This window comes from Pseudoalteromonas sp. HL-AS1 (assembly GCF_031198785.1).
In the GTDB taxonomy this organism is placed as follows: Bacteria; Pseudomonadota; Gammaproteobacteria; order Enterobacterales; family Alteromonadaceae; genus Pseudoalteromonas; species Pseudoalteromonas distincta.
The window spans coordinates 536,666-553,670 of record NZ_CP133569.1; the positions used below are offsets into that span (position 1 = coordinate 536,666).

Genomic DNA, 17,005 nt, shown 5'->3' on the forward strand with positions numbered 1-17,005 from the left:
TTGAACGATCTTCTAGGTATGTAAGAATCCGAATTCTTTTGTAGAATTCGGATTTTTTTATGCAACTTTCTAATGCTCTCGATATTATTAACAACATCAAACCTAATGACGTTGAAACACTCGCAGACTTACTCCCTTTATCTCTTATCGAAGAAGCCTATGCACTGACCGAAACCGTTACACTACGAAAAAGAAAACTAACCCTAGAATCGATGGCTTGGTTGTTGATCGGGATGGTTATTTATAATGACAAATCGATGGCCGATGTCGTTAATATGCTCGACATTGTTGACCGCGATGGTAAGCCATTTGTTGCGCCAAGTGCTTTAACTCAGCGTCGTAAAAACCTAGGTGAAGCCGCCATGAAAGCCTTATTTGAATGCACCCAAAGGCATTGGAATAATGACGCTAATCATCCTCATTGGAATGGGCTTACCTTGCTTGGTGTCGATGGTGTCGTTTGGCGTACGGATGACTCACCCCAAAACAATGAAGCCTTTACAAAACCGACTAATACACAATACCCACAGGTCAGAATGGTGTGTCAAATGGAGCTAAGCAGCCACCTAATCACGGGGAGTGCTTTTGATGATTACAAGGTCAATGAAATGGTGCTGGCTGAAAAGCTTATAGAAACCACACCCGATAACAGTCTCACTTTATTCGACAAAGGTTTCTATTCTTTAGGGCTTTTACATAAATGGCAAACAACTGGCAGTGAACGCCATTGGCTAATCCCCCTGAAAAAAAATGTGCAATATGAAGTTATTCAAACATTAGGGCGTAATGATAAATTAGTCCAACTTAGCAGCAACCCAAGAGCAAGAAAGATGTGGCCAACGCTGCCTAACACCTTAATCGCGAGGTTAGTGACTCGAAAAATAAAGGGGAAATCATATAGTGTGATGACATCTATGACAGATCCGATGCGATATCTATCAGCCGATATAGGTGATTTGTACAGTCACCGCTGGGAGATAGAGCTTGGTTATCGGGAACAAAAGCAATATATGCTGGGCAATCGATTAACATTAAGAAGTCGCTTACCAGCGCTTGTAAAGCAAGAGCTGTGGGGAGTGTTGCTTACTTATAATATGGTGCGATATCAGATGGTAAAAATGTGCCACACATTAAAAGGTGATTATTTACCGTACCAACTGAGTTTCAATGGTAGTTTAGCTCAAATAATGAGGTTGCTTGTTGGATTACCTTATTCAACACCTGGAGCCATACCACGTCAATTAAAATACTTTTATGCGATGGCAGAAAGCCTAATTCTAGAGCCTCGAAGGGATCGAGGTTTTCCTCGTGCAGTCAAGCCAAGACCACAGCGGTACGCTAGAAATAAAAAAGCCGCTCACCTTAAGTGAACGGCATTAACCCATTACTTAGTTTTTTTCACCTAGACTTTATAAGATTGAAAGATAAAGTTAATTATTTTAGTTATGCATTATCAGATAATTCATTATTAGGGGATTATATTTTCAAAGACTACGTATTATCAGAAAATAAAAAAATAAAAATTGAGATGTCTAATGATATTCTCAATAAAATTTATAGATTAGTTGAGCCCAAATACTGGCTTGCTGCTTTAAGCGAGTTTAGATTTTCAGATACGTACTCTAATTTTGTAAGTAAAGCTTTTTTGAATCAATCCGATTTTCGATTAAATATTAATAATGGGCAAAGTTTACCATACGCTATTTGCCTTTCTGGGCAGCTTCGAGGTGCAAACGAGTGTTTAGATTTTTGGTTTTCTTTTGCCAGAAAAAATAATCTACCTATTTTTATTTCGACTTGGAAAGGTATAGGTACTGCTTTTGGAAGTCATGGAGATAAAGGTACTAGACTCATTCCGGATAAATATAAAACATTTTTTTCTTCCTTGTCTACTGAAGAGGTTTTTGATTTATTTCCTAGCGGTAAAAGTCTTATTAATAATGATTCAAGCCAGTTAATTAAGCAGTTTAAAAGTAAATACCCATCAGTAGAAGTAGAGACTGTTATTCACGATGATATGACATATAAAGATACCAATTTACCATCTAATTTGGTAAATCAAGGAAAAATGTTTTTCAACATTCAATATGTGCTTTCTATGATGAGTAACTATGAATTTACGAGAAATCTAAAGTTTAAGAATATAATATGGGCACGCCCTGATTTAGATATTAAAGAGTTTAAGCCTAAAATAATAAAAGATAATAAAGTTATGACATCTTTTTTAGGGAGTGGATCTGCTTGTGGAGATTTTCTCATACAGGTCAACAGAAATTATGTAAGTTTTATGGCTGATTTAAAAGAAGCATTAACAGCCAGCAACCCTTTTTTGCGGATGCAGGTCCCAAATTGTTGGGTAATAGTGCAATATTTAGTGGGTTATACATGCAGCAGTTTACTAATGATACCTTGACTACCTCAGGATTACGTTCACCTCAAATAAGTGAAAGTATTATTATGGCTGAAATCATTAACTATAATGGCTATAACCAATCTTTACTGGATTTAAAAACTATTTCTGAGATTCTAAAATCATTTAAAATCCAAGACTATAAAGCTGCAATAGATAAATTTTATCAACTTAAAAGTACATATAATTTTCTTGCTGATAATTACAAAGATAAAGCTATAAAATTAGAATCTTTAGATATAAACCTAGCCTTGTCTTTAATGGGAATTGCATTGAAAATAAGACCAAATGGTCCGTTGATATTGAAAAAATATAATGAATATAAACTAAGATTGGAAAAAAATGAAAAAACTAATAGTTGACTTAGATGGAACGTTAACCCAAGCAAATACCAATGATTACGTAAATGTTTTACCGAACAAAGAGCTTGTAGCTAACCTTAAAAAATATAAAAATGATGGTTTTGAAATCGTTATAGCTACAGCACGTAATATGCGAACATTCCAAGGGAATGTAGGTAAAATTAATATTCATACTTTACCAACCATTGTTGAATGGCTTGATAAGCATGAAGTGCCTTACGATGAAATTATAGTGGGTAAACCTTGGTGTGGCTTTGATGGTTTTTATATTGATGATAAATCAATTAGGCCGTCAGAATTTGCGTCAATGAGTTACGATGAAATAATGCAATTACTTGCAAAAGAAAATGCACACACCGACAGTGGTAATGAACTGTAGGTAATAAATTTTAGGTAAAGACTATGTTTTTAATAATGTCGGGTGCGTATATAGGGCAAGAGCTACAATCTGAGTTTGGGCGTATACCGCCTAGCTTTTTGCCTTTAGGTAATAGAAGATTATTTTTGCACCAATTAAAACTTGCTCCTAAAGGTGTGCGTACTTACCTGACTGTACCCGAAAGTTATAAAGTGTCTCGTACTGATTTAGAGTTACTAAAAACGAATGAAGTTGAAGTACTGCCCTTGCCAGATAACCTCACATTGGGTGAATCGTTAATTACAGCGCTTAATTTGTCTGAGCACACATTTAATGAGCCATTGCATGTGCTATTTGGCGATACGCTTTTTAAAAAGCTGCCGCAGGGCGATAATTTTGCCTCACTTTCAACTGTAGAAGAAAACTACCACTGGGCAGTAGCAACCGAAAATGACAATGATTGGTTGCAGTTAGCACAAGGTCAACTTGATATTAATGGTAGCCAAATTATTAATGGTTACTTTAAATTTTCTCAGCCTAGAGAGCTTTTACGAGCAATTACAAAATCTAATTGGAACTTTTTAGCTGGCTTAAACTATTATAAAACGCATACTGATTTTTCGAGTAGTTTAGCCAAAGATTGGTTGGATTTTGGACACGTTAATACTTATTACTCATCAAAAGCTAATTTTACTACTCAGCGTGCGTTCAATGATTTAAAAATTACTCCAAATTGGATTGAAAAATCGAGTAGTAAAGATATAAAGATTGCAGCCGAGTCTAATTGGTTTGCTACGTTACCTTTCTCGTTACGTAATTACATTCCACAATATTTAGGTGAGCGTAATCACGAGGGGCGCACTAGTTACCGCTTAGAATATTTACATAATACTGCGCTCAATGAGTTGTATGTTTTTTCTGAGTTACCACAAAAAGTATGGAAACGCATACTGACTGAATGTGTTGGTTTTTTAAAAGCGTGTAGTCAAGAGAAAGCACCTGAAGAGGCGGCTACTAATACTTTACCTGAGCTTTTTGGTACAAAAACAGACCAGCGACTAACTGAATTTTGTAGTACTCGTGGTTATGACCAAGATAAAGTTTGGATATATGCTGATGTAAGTGCCTCGCTTAACGATGTTTTGAGCTTATCGAGTAAAAATTTACCAAGCGATAACCATAATAGCTCCGTACTGCATGGTGATTTTTGTTTTAGTAATATTTTATATGACTTTCGCGCTAATCGTATTAAAACCATCGATCCGCGTGGTTTAACAACAGACAGTGAGCTTTCAATTTACGGGCATGTGTATTACGACATTGCAAAGTTGGCTCATTCAATTATTGGCTTATACGATTGGATAATTGCTGGTTATTATACGGTCGATTTAAAAAATACTGTTATTGAACTTAGTATTGACACAAATAATAAACAACAAAATATTCAAGCGTTTTTTATTCAGCTTATCGAGCAAGAATTTTCAATTTCACAAAAGCAAGTTATTGCCATGCAAATACAGCTTTTTTTATCGATGTTACCTCTGCACAGTGACGACACCAAACGCCAAGATGCTTTATTTGCAAACGCCTTTCGTCTACATAAAAAATTAAAAGAATTAGAATAGGATACAAAAATGATTGTTATTCCAATGGCTGGACTCAGTTCTCGCTTTTTTAAAGCAGGTTACACGCAACCAAAATATATGCTTGAAGCTTACGGTAAAAGTTTATTTGATCATTCAGTAGAAAGTTTTTCTAAATATTTTGCTAGTGAAAGGTTTATTTTTATAATCAGGGATGTTTACGGCACCTATGAATTTGTTCTACAGCGTATAAAAGCGCTGAACATACTAGATTACGACATTGTAATTTTAACAGAAGAAACACGAGGTCAAGCAGAGACCGTTTCTTTAGGTTTAGCTAATTACCAAAGTAGTATCGACCCTATTACTATTTTTAATATTGACACCTTCAGACCTGATTTTACTTATCCGGATCTTGAAAGCCTAGGCGATGGTTATTTAGAAGTATTTAAAGGTGAGGGGGCTAATTGGTCTTACGTACGCCCTGTTAATGATATAAGTACAGTTATTAATTTAACGACTGAAAAAAATCCAATATCTGATTTATGCTGCACTGGGTTATATCACTTTGCTAATATTCAAGATTATTATAACGCTTACAATTATTATGTATCGCTACCGCAAGAACAGTGGGAAAAAGGCGAGTTATATGTTGCTCCTTTATATAACTTTTTGATTAAGAGAGGCAAGGTACTGCATTATAATCTTATTGAAAAAAACGAAGTTGTATTTTGTGGTACACCCGATGAGTATATTTCACTGTTGAAGTGTGACGAGCTAAATTAGGCCTTAGACTTTAAATATGTAAATTTTTATCTTCAGACTAATTTTTGATTGAAGATTAGTTTTAGTTACACTTTGGAGTAGGAATGATTAATTGCCAGATTTAGCTTTTAAAATCAAAAATAAGTTACGTAAAATAAAGTGGTTAGTACATTTCTATCGTAAATATTTCAGAAATATAAATAAGGCTATGTCCCCTAGGGCTTCTGGATATAAAGCCACTATGTGCAATAATAACTTTTCTTTGTCTCTGCTGCCTATAGTGACTGAAGGTGTAAAAATATCTATCATTACGCCTGTTTATAAGCCGAACCTTGAGCATTTTAAGGCTATGGTTGAGTCAGTGATTGGGCAGTCTTATAGTAATTGGGAGTTAATTTTAGTTGATGATTGCTCAAATGATTTTGAGTTAACTCAATTATTAAATACCTACTCGCAGCACCCACAAATTAAATTCCATAAGCGCGAGGTTAATGGGCATATTTCGGTTGCATCTAATGATGCCCTTAATTTAGCTACTGGTGAGTATATTGCTTTACTTGACCATGATGATTTACTGCATAGGTACGCCTTAAACACAGTCGCGCTATTTATAAAAAATGAGCCTTTAACTAATATTTTATATAGTGATGAAGATAAAGTTAACGAGCAAGGTGAGTTTGAACAGGCTCATTTTAAGCCTAAATTTAGCCCAGACTTACTGTATTCGCATAATTATATTTGCCATTTAGGGGTTTATAAAAAAGAGCTGTTAAATACCATTGGCGGGTTTACTAAAGGTGTAGAAGGCAGCCAAGACTACGATTTACTATTACGGGCAATTAAAGCGTGTAATGCAAAAGGAATTGTCCACATACCTTATGTTTTATACCATTGGCGTATTGCAGCAGGCTCTACTGCACTCGCTGGAAGTGAAAAAAATTATACGCACGATGCCGGCTTAAAAGCGCTGCAATGCTATTTTAGTGATAACGCTGACATAACTGTAGAAACAGGTTTGCTTAGTAATACCTATAAAGTGAATTGGCCTATCCCTAAGCATCAGCCATTAGTGTCTATTATTATACCTACTAAAAATAGTGCTAAGTTGGTAAAACAATGCATTGACTCGCTCTATACTTTAACTCGTTATACAAACTTTGAGGTACTACTGGTTGATAACCAATCTGACGACCCTCAATCTATTAGCTATTTTAAGCAACTGGAAAGTGCTAAAAAAGTACGCTTACTCACTTACAACAAACCCTTTAATTACTCGGCTATTAATAATTACGCAGTAAGTAAAGCCAACGGTGAGGTGATTGTTTTAATGAATAATGACATTGAAATACAATCACCCAATTGGTTAAACGAAATGCTAGGCCATGCCTTACGCAATGATGCTGGGTGTGTTGGTGCAAAATTGTACTACCCAAATAATACAATACAACATGCTGGTGTAGTTACAGGTATAGGTGGTGTAGCTGGGCATGCGCACAAATATTTACCAAAAGAACATGCTGGTTATTTTAAACGCCTTAAAATAACACAAAATTTTTCGGCTGTTACTGCGGCTTGCTTAGCGGTTAAAAAATCTGTATTTGAGCAAGTAGGTGGATTAAACGAGCAACATTTAACCATAGCCTTTAATGATGTTGATTTTTGTTTAAAAGTACAACAAGCAGGGTATTTAAATGTATGGACTCCGTATGCTGAGATGATACATCATGAGTCGGTTAGCCGTGGTGCTGAAGATACTCCTGAAAAAATAAAGCGCTTTGAACAAGAGGTTAGCTATATGAAAAATACATGGGGTGAGCAGCTTAAAAACGACCCATGCTATAGCCCTTGGTTAAGCCAAACCAGAGAAGACTTTTCGTTAAAATGAACAATACCAAACGAGTAATTATACACACCGGCCCAGGTAAAACTGGGTCGTCAGCTATACAAGCGTGGCTTGTTAAAAATATAACGCATTTAGAATCAAATAGTATTTTTTATCCTAAACACGACCTGTCTAAAGATAAGATTAGCTCTGGAAACTTGCGAGAAATACTAACACAAGCTAAAAATGGTACTTGGCAAGTTGATGCCGAGAAGGTAACAAGTTTATTACTTAAATTTGAAAAAACCGGACATTCGACTCTACTTTTGTCGTCAGAGTTTTTCTTCCACAGAATTATTGATATTCAAAAACTGATACCCCACGCTGAATTTATTGCCTATGTACGTAACCCTGTAGAGCTTTTAGAGTCTAATTATAATCAATCCGTTAAGCGACATTCTAATATTAAACCATTTATTGCGCCGCCAGAAGTTGATAGCTTTTTATGGCAATACTTAGAGCGTGTTTTTAAAAATATAGATAGCAAAAAAATGCACCTACGCCCGTTTGATGAGAGACTAATGCAAGGAGGTAATATAGTTGCAGATATGCTTTGTGTATTGGGTATGAGTTTGGATGAAGGTTTTAAAAATAGTAGAATTAACCCCTCTTTTACCTTTGAAAGCTTAGAGTTTAAGCGCTTACTAAATCATTTTGGTTTGGGGGCATTAGAGCCTAAATTAGATGCAGCATTGCAAAGTTGTGATATTGGTAGTCGGGAGTATTCTTTAATTTCGCCCGATACCTTTAATGCATTAAATAACCAAAGCTGTGAAAAAATGACCAGTTTTATAGAGCACTATAAACAACCTCATTTGTTGCCGCTATTGAACATTTTTAAAAATGTGCAGCAGCGATTTTTTGTAAAGCAGAGCGCTTCTTTATCGCAGTTAGCATTAATTTCTGAGTATTTACTTAAATATGATTCTGCATTGCATGCAAAATTAGTTAGCTTAGTAATGAGTCACCCTAATTTAATGATTGATACGCCAGCTATTTATGAACTGTTTAATGTGCAATATGAAACGATAGACCATAATACGTTAATTGACGATTTGCTGTTAAAGCATATAAACCAGTTTACTGTTCACCCGAGTAAAAGAGGTAAAATTTGCTACGAGCTGGCTTGTTATTACCTTCAGCTAGGTGATTTAGACAACGCAATAAAGTTTGCTAAAGGTGCGCATTATTTTAATCCTAAAAACTGGCAGTTTATCGACAAGTTAAATGAGGTTATTAGAGCGATGAATGCTAAAAACAAAGCGCTAACTACTGCTGAGCTAGTGCCAGAAAAAGGCAGCACTATGCGCAAGTTTAAAAACTTATTAAAACGGTAAGTCCTTAAGTTATTTATAGAGCTAAGTAGAATCATAAGTTAAGCTGGCATTCAAAAATTAAGGTGTTTAATTACGCTACCTAATTTGTATCTAGGTACTGTGGGTGGAATTCATAAAGCTGGTTATTGCACGTAATGCTGTACTTGCTTATTTGCAAGCTACATGGGCTGACATCATAGTTTGTGATACTGCATATAATCCTAATTTAACCCGTAGACGTGAAAACTTTGCGATTAAGCCTTTTAGGTAGTTAATAAAAAGTAAAACTAGCGTTATTATTCGTTATGTTTTTTTGTGTGCTTAATTAAAGTAAGCTAGAATTGCTTCTAGTTTGTAAATGACTGTTTGTTTGAGTTGTTTTATCTTTTTATAGAGAGAGTATGATCCCAATTTCGGCAACTAATAATCAGTTTATATTGCAGTCTACTTACCCAATTGCAAGTAGCGTAAGTGTTGTTTGTGGTATGTCTGTTTATATCAACGACCGGCTAGAGTGGGTAAAACAAGCAGTTGAAAGTGTTTTAAACCAAACTTTACCTGCTGATTTATTTATGATTGTGCTCGATGGTGAAGTAGCAGACGATATTGCTATTTACTTAACTAAAATAGAAAAACAACACTCAAATTTAGCGCTAGTGCATGGCCTAAAAAATAAAGGGTTAAGCACATGCATGAACTACATTATCGATTCAACCTTACCACTAAATCCAGAATACTTTTTTAGAATGGATGCCGATGATATTTGCGTACCTCACCGTTTTGAAAAACAAGTTACTTTACTAAATAAGCATCAAGATGTTGATGTGCTTGGCTCTGCTTTGTGGGAAGTAGACGAACAAGGTAACAGAGCTGGTATACGTAGGTTACCCCTTACTCATTCTAAATTAATTTGCGCTTTTTCGCGTCGTTGCCCTATAAACCACCCTACGGTTGCTATTAGGTATAGTGTATTTGCACGTGGGCATAGGTATTTAACTAATATGCTTAACACTCAAGACTATTTTTTATGGATAGCACTGGCAAAAGATGGCTGCAAATTTGCGAATGTAAAAGAGCCATTACTTCATTTTAGGCGCATAAATGGTTTTTATAAGCGCCGTGGTAGAGGTAAGTCGGTAAATGAATTTAAAGCTAGGCTTTTAGCTATGGATTCCCTTAAGCAAAAGTCGTTACAAAATTATTGTTATGCGTTATTTGTATTAGTATTACGAATGATGCCTTCATGGATTATAAAAGTTGCATATAAAGCCGACCGCTTTATATTGGGCTTAAATAAACACAATTAATTATGATTGGTGCAGTTTTAGTTGTTTATAAGCCCGACCTAGCGTTAACAGAACGATTATTAACGCGTTTATATGGGCAAACAGAAGAAGTGGTTATAGTTGATAATAGCCCAACCCCTCACGATTTCACAAAAGTAATTAGTCATTACCATTATATTCATCTTGCTGATAACTCGGGTATTGCGCATGCGCATAATGCTGGGCTTATTTATCTTTTAAAAGCAGGGTGTGAGTATGCCATTTTACTTGACCAAGACAGCTTAATACCTACTGATATGGTTTTCAATTTAAGCAGCTTGCTTAAGGCATCTACTAAAGTGAAGCAAAATGTAGTTGCTATTGGCCCTAGAATTCGTTGTAGTTTTTCAGATAAAAAAGTAAACCCTATGGTTCAAAAAGAGGTGTTTGAATACGACGACCTAGTCGGTGTTACTCAAATTATTGCTTCAGGGATGATGATAGATTTAAGCGCTCTTGATCATATAGGTTTAAAAGACGAATCTTTATTTATTGATGGGGTTGACCATGAATGGTGTTGGCGTGCTCGAAGTATGGGGTTTGATATTGCTAAAGCCAAAAATATAGAAATGGTTCATCGTTTAGGAGACTCACGCAGTAAGTTTGTGGGTATAACTTATAAAGTTGGTGCCCCAATTAGGCTGTATTATCAGTTTAGAAATATTTTATTGTTGAGCCGCAGGGCTTACGTTCCAAATTATTGGAAAGTAAGGTGTTTGTTTTTTATGCCAATTCGCTTTTTTTTAAATTCTGTTATGCAAAAAAATAGACGTAAGCGCTTTGGGTTTATGCTCAAAGGTATTTACGATGGATTGCTAGGTAGAAAAGGCTCTTATGATAAACATTGGAAATAGTATAAAAAGAGCGACTATATAGGTTTTGTAATCACTCATAAAATGAGTAACTACCACCACTGAGAAGAAAGGGAGAAGTGATTTACCTTCTCTTTGTAGCGCGAAGCGCCTCAGTGTTCTCGGTGGTAAAAATGTTTTGTAGGTGAGGTTTTATAGCTTGTTTATAGAGTAAGTAATTAAGACATTATTATCACCACCGAGAACACAGAGAAGTGAAAGAGAAGAGCTAATAACTTCTCCGTGTAGCGCGAAGCGCCTCAGTGTTCTCGGTGGTAAAAATGTTTTGTAGGTGAAGTTTTATACCTCGCTTATAGAGTAAGTGATTAAGACATTATTATCACCACAGAGAAGTGAAAGAGAAGAGCTAATAACTTCTCTGTGTAGCGCGAAGCGCCTCAGTGTTCTCGGTGGTAAAAATGTTTTGGGCTAAATGCTCATAAAGTGATTAAGACATTATTATCACCACAGAGAACACAGAGAACACAGAGAAGTGAAAGAGAAGAGCTAATAACTTCTCTGTGTAGCGCGAAGCGCCTCTGTGTTCTCGGTGGTAAAAATGTTTTGTAGGTGAGGTTTTATACCTCGCTTAAAGTGTAAGTAATTAAGACATTATTATCACCACCGAGAAGACAAGGAGAAGTGAAAGAGAAGTGAAAGAGAAGTGAAAGAGAAGATCTAATAACTTCTCTGTGTAGCGCGAAGGGCCTCGGTGCCCTCGGTGGTAAAATTGTTTTGGGCTAAATGCTCATAAAGTAATTAAGACATTATTATCACCACAGAGAATACAGAGAAGTGAAAGAGAGGATCTAATAACTTCTCTGTGTAGCGCGCAGCGCCTCTGTGCCCTCGGTGGTAAAGTTGTTTTGTAGGTGAGGTTTTATACCTCGCTCATAAAGTAATTAAGACATTATTATCACCACAGAGAAGTGAAAGAGAAGAGCTAATAACTTCTCTGTGTAGCGCGAAGCGCATCTGTGTTCTCGGTGGTAAAAATGTTTTGTAGGTGAGGTTTTATACCTCGCTTATAGAGTAAATAAGGATTATTTACTTTCTTGATGAAGCACTCAGCACCTTAGTGAAGAATATAGTACTATGAACGCATACTTGCGCATTGAATGCGGTGTTTATAATATTTAAACTAGTACGCATAATAGTTTTAGTTTAGCCAAATAATATTTTAATAATTGGCTTGGATGGATTTTGATAATTTAGGATATAAACAAACGTTATGAATGAAGAAAAGTTAACTCACCTTAAGGCCCTCGAAGCCGAATCAATTCATATAATGCGTGAAGTAGCCGCAGAATTTGATAATCCAGTAATGCTTTACTCTGTTGGTAAAGACTCTTCGGTATTACTACATTTAGCACGTAAAGCTTTTTATCCAGGTAAAATACCTTTTCCGTTAATGCACGTAGATACAAACTGGAAATTTAAAGAAATGATTCAGTTTAGAGATCAAATGGCTGAAAAGCATGGTTTCGATTTAATCGTTCATAAAAATCCTGAAGGTTTAGAAATGGGGATTAGCCCATTTGTTCATGGTAGTGCTAAACATACTGACATTATGAAAACTCAAGGTTTAAAGCAAGCCCTTGATATGAATGGTTTTGATGCTGCATTTGGTGGTGCTCGTCGCGATGAAGAAAAATCTCGTGCTAAAGAGCGTGTTTATTCATTCCGTGATAAAAACCATCGTTGGGATCCTAAAAACCAACGCCCAGAACTTTGGAATGTTTATAACAGCAAAGTCGATAAAGGTGAAAGCATTCGCGTATTTCCACTTAGCAATTGGACTGAGTTAGATATTTGGCAATATATTTACCTTGAAGGTATTGAAATTCCGTCATTATATTTTGCACAAGAGCGTCCTGTTGTTGAGCGTGATGGCACATTAATTATGGTTGATGATGAGCGAATGGAGCTTGAAAAAGGCGAAGAAGTTCAGCAAAAAATGGTTCGCTTTAGAACATTGGGTTGTTATCCATTAACTGGTGCTGTTGAGTCTGTGGCTCAAACATTACCTGAAATTATCCAAGAAATGCTGCTTTGTACTACGTCAGAGCGCCAAGGCAGAGTAATCGATAACGATTCAGCTGGTTCTATGGAAAAGAAAAAAATGGAAGGTTATTTCTAACCATACGTTAGAAGCTTTAAGAGACAAGTTATTACTAAATTATAAATAACTACTTGTTATTAACCTATTACGAACCAAATTTCAGAGAAAATTATGTCACAAGATACAAACTTACTTGCAACCGATATTGAAGCTTATTTAAAAGTACACGAAAACAAAGATATGCTGCGTATTTTAACCTGCGGCAGTGTAGATGATGGTAAATCAACGTTAATTGGCCGCTTACTTTACGACAGCAAAATGATCTTTGAAGATCAGATGGCTGCTATCGAAAAAGATTCAAAACGCTTTAACACTACAGACAACGATTTTGACTTAGCGCTTTTAGTTGATGGCCTTCAGTCGGAGCGTGAGCAAGGTATTACAATTGATGTTGCATATAGATACTTTGCAACGGATCAACGTAAATTTATTATTGCTGATACGCCAGGGCATGAGCAATATACTCGTAATATGGCAACGGGCGCTTCAACATGTGATTTAGCAATTATTTTGATTGATGCTCGCCATGGTGTGCAAGTTCAAACACGTCGCCATAGCTATATTTGTTCTTTGTTAGGGATTAAGAATGTAGTTATTGCTATTAATAAAATGGATGCAGTCGGTTACGAGCAATCTGTTTATCAAAACATTAAAAAAGATTACCGAGAGTTTGCTGAAAAACTATCTTTTGATGATATACGTTTTGTACCAATTTCGGCACTGCGTGGTGATAACGTAGTAAATGAAAGTGAAGCGATGTCTTGGTATCCTGGTTCTACGCTAATGAAGCTTTTAAACACGGTTTCAGTGACGCATGCTAAAAATGATGAATTTAGACTGCAAGTACAATATGTTAACCGCCCTAATTTAGATTTTCGTGGCTTTAGCGGCACTATAGCTGCTGGCGATATTAGAGTGGGGGATACTGTTGCGTCATTACCTTCAGGTAAAGAAAGTAAAGTTAAATCAATAGTTACTTTTGATGGCAACCTTGAAAAAGCTTCTGCGGGTATGGCTATTACATTAACGCTTGAAGATGAGATTGATGTTAGTCGTGGCGATATGCTAGTGCGCCCTCATCAAAAACCTCATTCATCTGCTAATTTAGAAGCTGATGTGGTTTGGATGACTGAAGAGGCATTACAAGTTGACCGTGAGTATGAAATAAAAGTTGGCAGTAAGTCTGTTTTTGGCCACGTAGAAGCTGTTAACTATAAAGTTGACGTGAATACGCTAGAGCAAAAAGAAGCGTCGCAGCTAAACTTAAATGAGATTGGTAACTGTCAATTTGCTTTAACAGCACCTGTACAATTTGATGCTTATGATATTAATAAACACACAGGAGCGTTTATTATTATTGATCGCTTAACTAACGTAACTGTTGGTGCTGGGATGATACGTAAGCCTCTGGATGCTAAAACGAATAAATCGCAAAGCCAACACTCTGTTTTTGAAGTTGAGTTTAATGCGTTGGTTCGTAAACACTTTCCTCATTGGGATGCAAAAGTAATCCGATAGATTGCTCGTGCTAAGCATTGCGGGCTTTTTTAGCCCGCACTTTTGTTTTATTAACTATGGATGGCTACTATAATTATGCCATTAGATGCTTATCTAACGCTTTTTATTTTTGCACTTACGGTTACTGGATTAATTGTTATTCAAGGAAGGCCTGTCGCTGTTTTTGGAGCGACACTTATTGCTTTGATAGCTTGTGATTTGGTTACTAAAGAGCAATTTTTAACAAGTATTGCAAACCCTGGTTTAGTGACTTTAATTTTACTTGTATTGTGCTCTTTAGCACTTGAAAAAACACGTTTGTTAAGGGTTGTAGCATCTAAAATAATTGTGAGTAGTTACCATTCTACTTGGTTTAGGTTATTTGGAGTTACTACACTTTTTTCGTCTATTTTAAATAATACAGCTGTTGTCGCTACGTTACTTTCTCCTATACGTAATAATCCTCACCACTTTTCGAGTAAACTACTTTTACCTCTTTCCTACGCTTCTATTTTAGGTGGTACTTTAACACTTATAGGAACGTCAACTAATTTGATTGTTAACTCAATGTATATTGAGGCTTCTGGACGTTCACTGTCGTTTTTTTCGTTCACAGCAATTGGGGCTATTTTAGTTGTTTGCTGTGGTGTTGTTATGTATTTTTGCACGAATATGTTACCCAGTATTGAGCAAAAAAAGGCGACCTCTGAAGGGTATTTTATTGATGCTAAGGTTGCTGAAAACTCTGAGCTTATCGGGCGTTCCGTTGAAGCTAATGGCTTGAGGCATTTAGAGTCATTATTTTTAGTTGAAATAGTGAGAAAGGGGCACTTAATTAGCCCCGTGTCTCCTTCGGAGGTTATACAGTGCTCTGATAGGCTTATATTTTGTGGCGAAGTTACTAAGTTACTTCAGCTTGGACAATTTACAGGCTTAGAGATTTTTGCTGAAAAAAACGGTACGTTAAATAGCAATTTAACTGAAGTAGTAGTTAGACAGGAAAGTATTATTGTTGGTAAAACCTTAAAAACAACAGGTTTTAGGGCTTTATTTGATGCCGCTGTAGTTGCAATTAGACGCGATGGTGAGCAGGTCTCTGGAAAGTTAGGGGATGTTGTAATTCGTTCTGGTGACTTTTTAGTCTTAGCGGTGGGTAAAGATTACAAAACAAGAACCAATATTAATAAAAACTTTTTAGTACTTTCTGGTGTTGAGCCTGAATCAAGAATAAATGGGTGGCGTGCTTGGCTATCTATTGGTGGGTTTATTTCAATCATTGTACTGGCCGCTTTTGGTATTCTAGATTTATTAGAAGGTTTAGTATTATTACTCGGAGCGTTATTATTCACTTGTAGTTTAACTACGAATGAGCTGGTTAGACGCTTTCCAGTTGATATTTGGTTAGTTGTTTCGTCGGCAATTTTGCTTTCAAATGCTTTAGTTAATTCTGGTGTAGTAGTTACATTAGGCGATTTTATTGGCCAGTATAACGATCCGAGTTATGTATATATTGCTTTAATTTTTGTTTATATAGCAACTTGGTTAATGACTGAGTTTGTGACTAATAACGCGGCAGCTGCATTAATGTTTCCTATAGGTTATACCATTGCCCTGGGGTTTGGAGTAGATGTATTGCCGTTTGTTATGACAGTTGCTTTTGCTGCAAGTGGAAGCTTTATAAGCCCTTATGGTTATCAAACTAATTTAATGGTTTTTAATGCCGGTAACTATAGATTAAATGACTTTGTTAAAATGGGCTTACCTGTCAGTGTTGTTTATGCAGTGGTTGTTTTAGTTTGTATTCCGGTGTTTTTTCCGTTTAAGTAGACATGTAATGGACTATGGTGTCACATTTTAAATTATATTACGTCGGTGTGGGGTTACCTCGGGCCGTACAAGAATAAAAGGTAAGGTATATTAATGAGCCAGGATGAAAATATAGTATGGCACACGCAAACGGTGTCACGAGAACAAAAGCAAGGTCATAAAGGACATAAGCCGGTTTTGCTTTGGTATACGGGATTAAGTGGCTCAGGTAAATCGACTATTGCTAATGCGGTGGAATCAAAATTATTTGAATTAGGTTGTCATACTTATTTGTTAGATGGTGACAATGTTCGTATGGGTCTAAATAAAGGGCTCACATTTAGCGATGAAGACCGTATTGAAAATATTCGTCGTATTAGTGAAGTTGCTAAGTTATTTGTTGATGCTGGCTTAATAGTGTCGACAGCATTTATTTCTCCATTTGCTACAGATCGTGCCCAGGCTCGCAGTATTATGGCCAACGGTGAGTTTATTGAGGTGTTTATTGATACTCCAATAGAAGTATGCGAAAGCCGCGATCCTAAAGGTTTGTATAAAAAAGCGAGAGCTGGCGAAATACCTAACTTTACGGGGATTAGCTCTGCTTTTGATGTACCAATATCACCAGAGTTACATGTAAAAACAGCACAGCAAAGTATTGAACAAAGTGTTGAGCAAATTATTCAGTATTTAAAAGAAAAAGAAGTTATAAAATTATAGGTATTCAG

At 36.1% G+C, this 17,005-nt stretch carries 14 protein-coding genes; all 14 read left to right on the forward strand.

Features of this window, described 5'->3' with window-relative positions; translation table 11 throughout:
• Positions 1 to 59: 59 nt before the first annotated feature.
• The 14 genes from RB214_RS02420 (at position 60) to cysC (ending at position 16,997) form a co-directional block, all read left to right on the forward strand.
• Positions 60 to 1,370, forward strand: coding sequence for an IS4 family transposase (locus RB214_RS02420; protein ID WP_309167426.1), 1,311 nt, complete (start codon positions 60 to 62; stop codon positions 1,368 to 1,370).
• A 47-nt stretch (positions 1,371 to 1,417) separates the two neighbouring features.
• Entirely contained in the window at positions 1,418 to 2,413 is a 996-nt protein-coding gene (locus tag RB214_RS02425; protein WP_309168265.1) for a hypothetical protein, read from the forward strand.
• Entirely contained in the window at positions 2,386 to 2,772 is a 387-nt protein-coding gene (locus tag RB214_RS02430; RefSeq protein WP_309168267.1) for a hypothetical protein, read from the forward strand. The genes RB214_RS02425 and RB214_RS02430 overlap by 28 nt, the downstream gene beginning before the upstream one ends.
• On the forward strand, positions 2,753 to 3,151 hold the full coding sequence (locus tag RB214_RS02435) for an HAD hydrolase family protein (protein ID WP_309168269.1): 399 nt from the start codon (positions 2,753 to 2,755) through the stop codon (positions 3,149 to 3,151). The genes RB214_RS02430 and RB214_RS02435 overlap by 20 nt, the downstream gene beginning before the upstream one ends.
• A gap of 23 nt (positions 3,152 to 3,174) precedes the next feature.
• A complete protein-coding gene (locus tag RB214_RS02440) occupies positions 3,175 to 4,755 on the forward strand; it encodes a capsular biosynthesis protein (protein WP_309168270.1) in 1,581 nt (526 codons plus the stop codon).
• A gap of 9 nt (positions 4,756 to 4,764) precedes the next feature.
• Positions 4,765 to 5,499, forward strand: coding sequence for a glycosyltransferase family 2 protein (locus RB214_RS02445; RefSeq protein ID WP_309168272.1), 735 nt, complete (start codon positions 4,765 to 4,767; stop codon positions 5,497 to 5,499).
• Positions 5,500 to 5,719: 220 nt separating this feature from the next.
• Positions 5,720 to 7,363, forward strand: coding sequence for a glycosyltransferase family 2 protein (locus RB214_RS02450; RefSeq protein ID WP_309168273.1), 1,644 nt, complete (start codon positions 5,720 to 5,722; stop codon positions 7,361 to 7,363).
• Positions 7,360 to 8,697 (forward strand): hypothetical protein, encoded by a 1,338-nt coding sequence (locus RB214_RS02455; RefSeq protein WP_309168274.1) that lies wholly within the window; start codon positions 7,360 to 7,362, stop codon positions 8,695 to 8,697. The genes RB214_RS02450 and RB214_RS02455 overlap by 4 nt, the downstream gene beginning before the upstream one ends.
• A 380-nt stretch (positions 8,698 to 9,077) precedes the next feature.
• Complete coding sequence (locus tag RB214_RS02460; protein ID WP_309168276.1) at positions 9,078 to 9,983, forward strand: glycosyltransferase; 906 nt, start codon at positions 9,078 to 9,080, stop codon at positions 9,981 to 9,983.
• A 2-nt stretch (positions 9,984 to 9,985) separates the two neighbouring features.
• On the forward strand, positions 9,986 to 10,855 hold the full coding sequence (locus RB214_RS02465) for a glycosyltransferase family 2 protein (RefSeq protein ID WP_002962426.1): 870 nt from the start codon (positions 9,986 to 9,988) through the stop codon (positions 10,853 to 10,855).
• Between the two features lie 1,228 nt (positions 10,856 to 12,083).
• Positions 12,084 to 12,992 carry a sulfate adenylyltransferase subunit CysD gene (gene cysD, locus RB214_RS02470; RefSeq protein WP_002963147.1) on the forward strand — a complete coding sequence of 303 codons (909 nt, stop codon included), beginning with the start codon at positions 12,084 to 12,086 and terminating at the stop codon, positions 12,990 to 12,992.
• 93 nt (positions 12,993 to 13,085) lie between these two features.
• The gene (cysN, locus tag RB214_RS02475; protein WP_182724240.1) at positions 13,086 to 14,492 is read left to right on the forward strand and encodes a sulfate adenylyltransferase subunit CysN; all 1,407 of its coding nucleotides are present in this window, start codon (positions 13,086 to 13,088) and stop codon (positions 14,490 to 14,492) included.
• Between the two features lie 75 nt (positions 14,493 to 14,567).
• Positions 14,568 to 16,298 carry an SLC13 family permease gene (locus RB214_RS02480; RefSeq protein WP_309168937.1) on the forward strand — a complete coding sequence of 577 codons (1,731 nt, stop codon included), beginning with the start codon at positions 14,568 to 14,570 and terminating at the stop codon, positions 16,296 to 16,298.
• Positions 16,299 to 16,391: 93 nt separating this feature from the next.
• A complete protein-coding gene (gene cysC, locus RB214_RS02485; protein ID WP_024596724.1) occupies positions 16,392 to 16,997 on the forward strand; it encodes an adenylyl-sulfate kinase in 606 nt (201 codons plus the stop codon).
• The last annotated feature ends 8 nt before the right edge of the window (positions 16,998 to 17,005 follow it).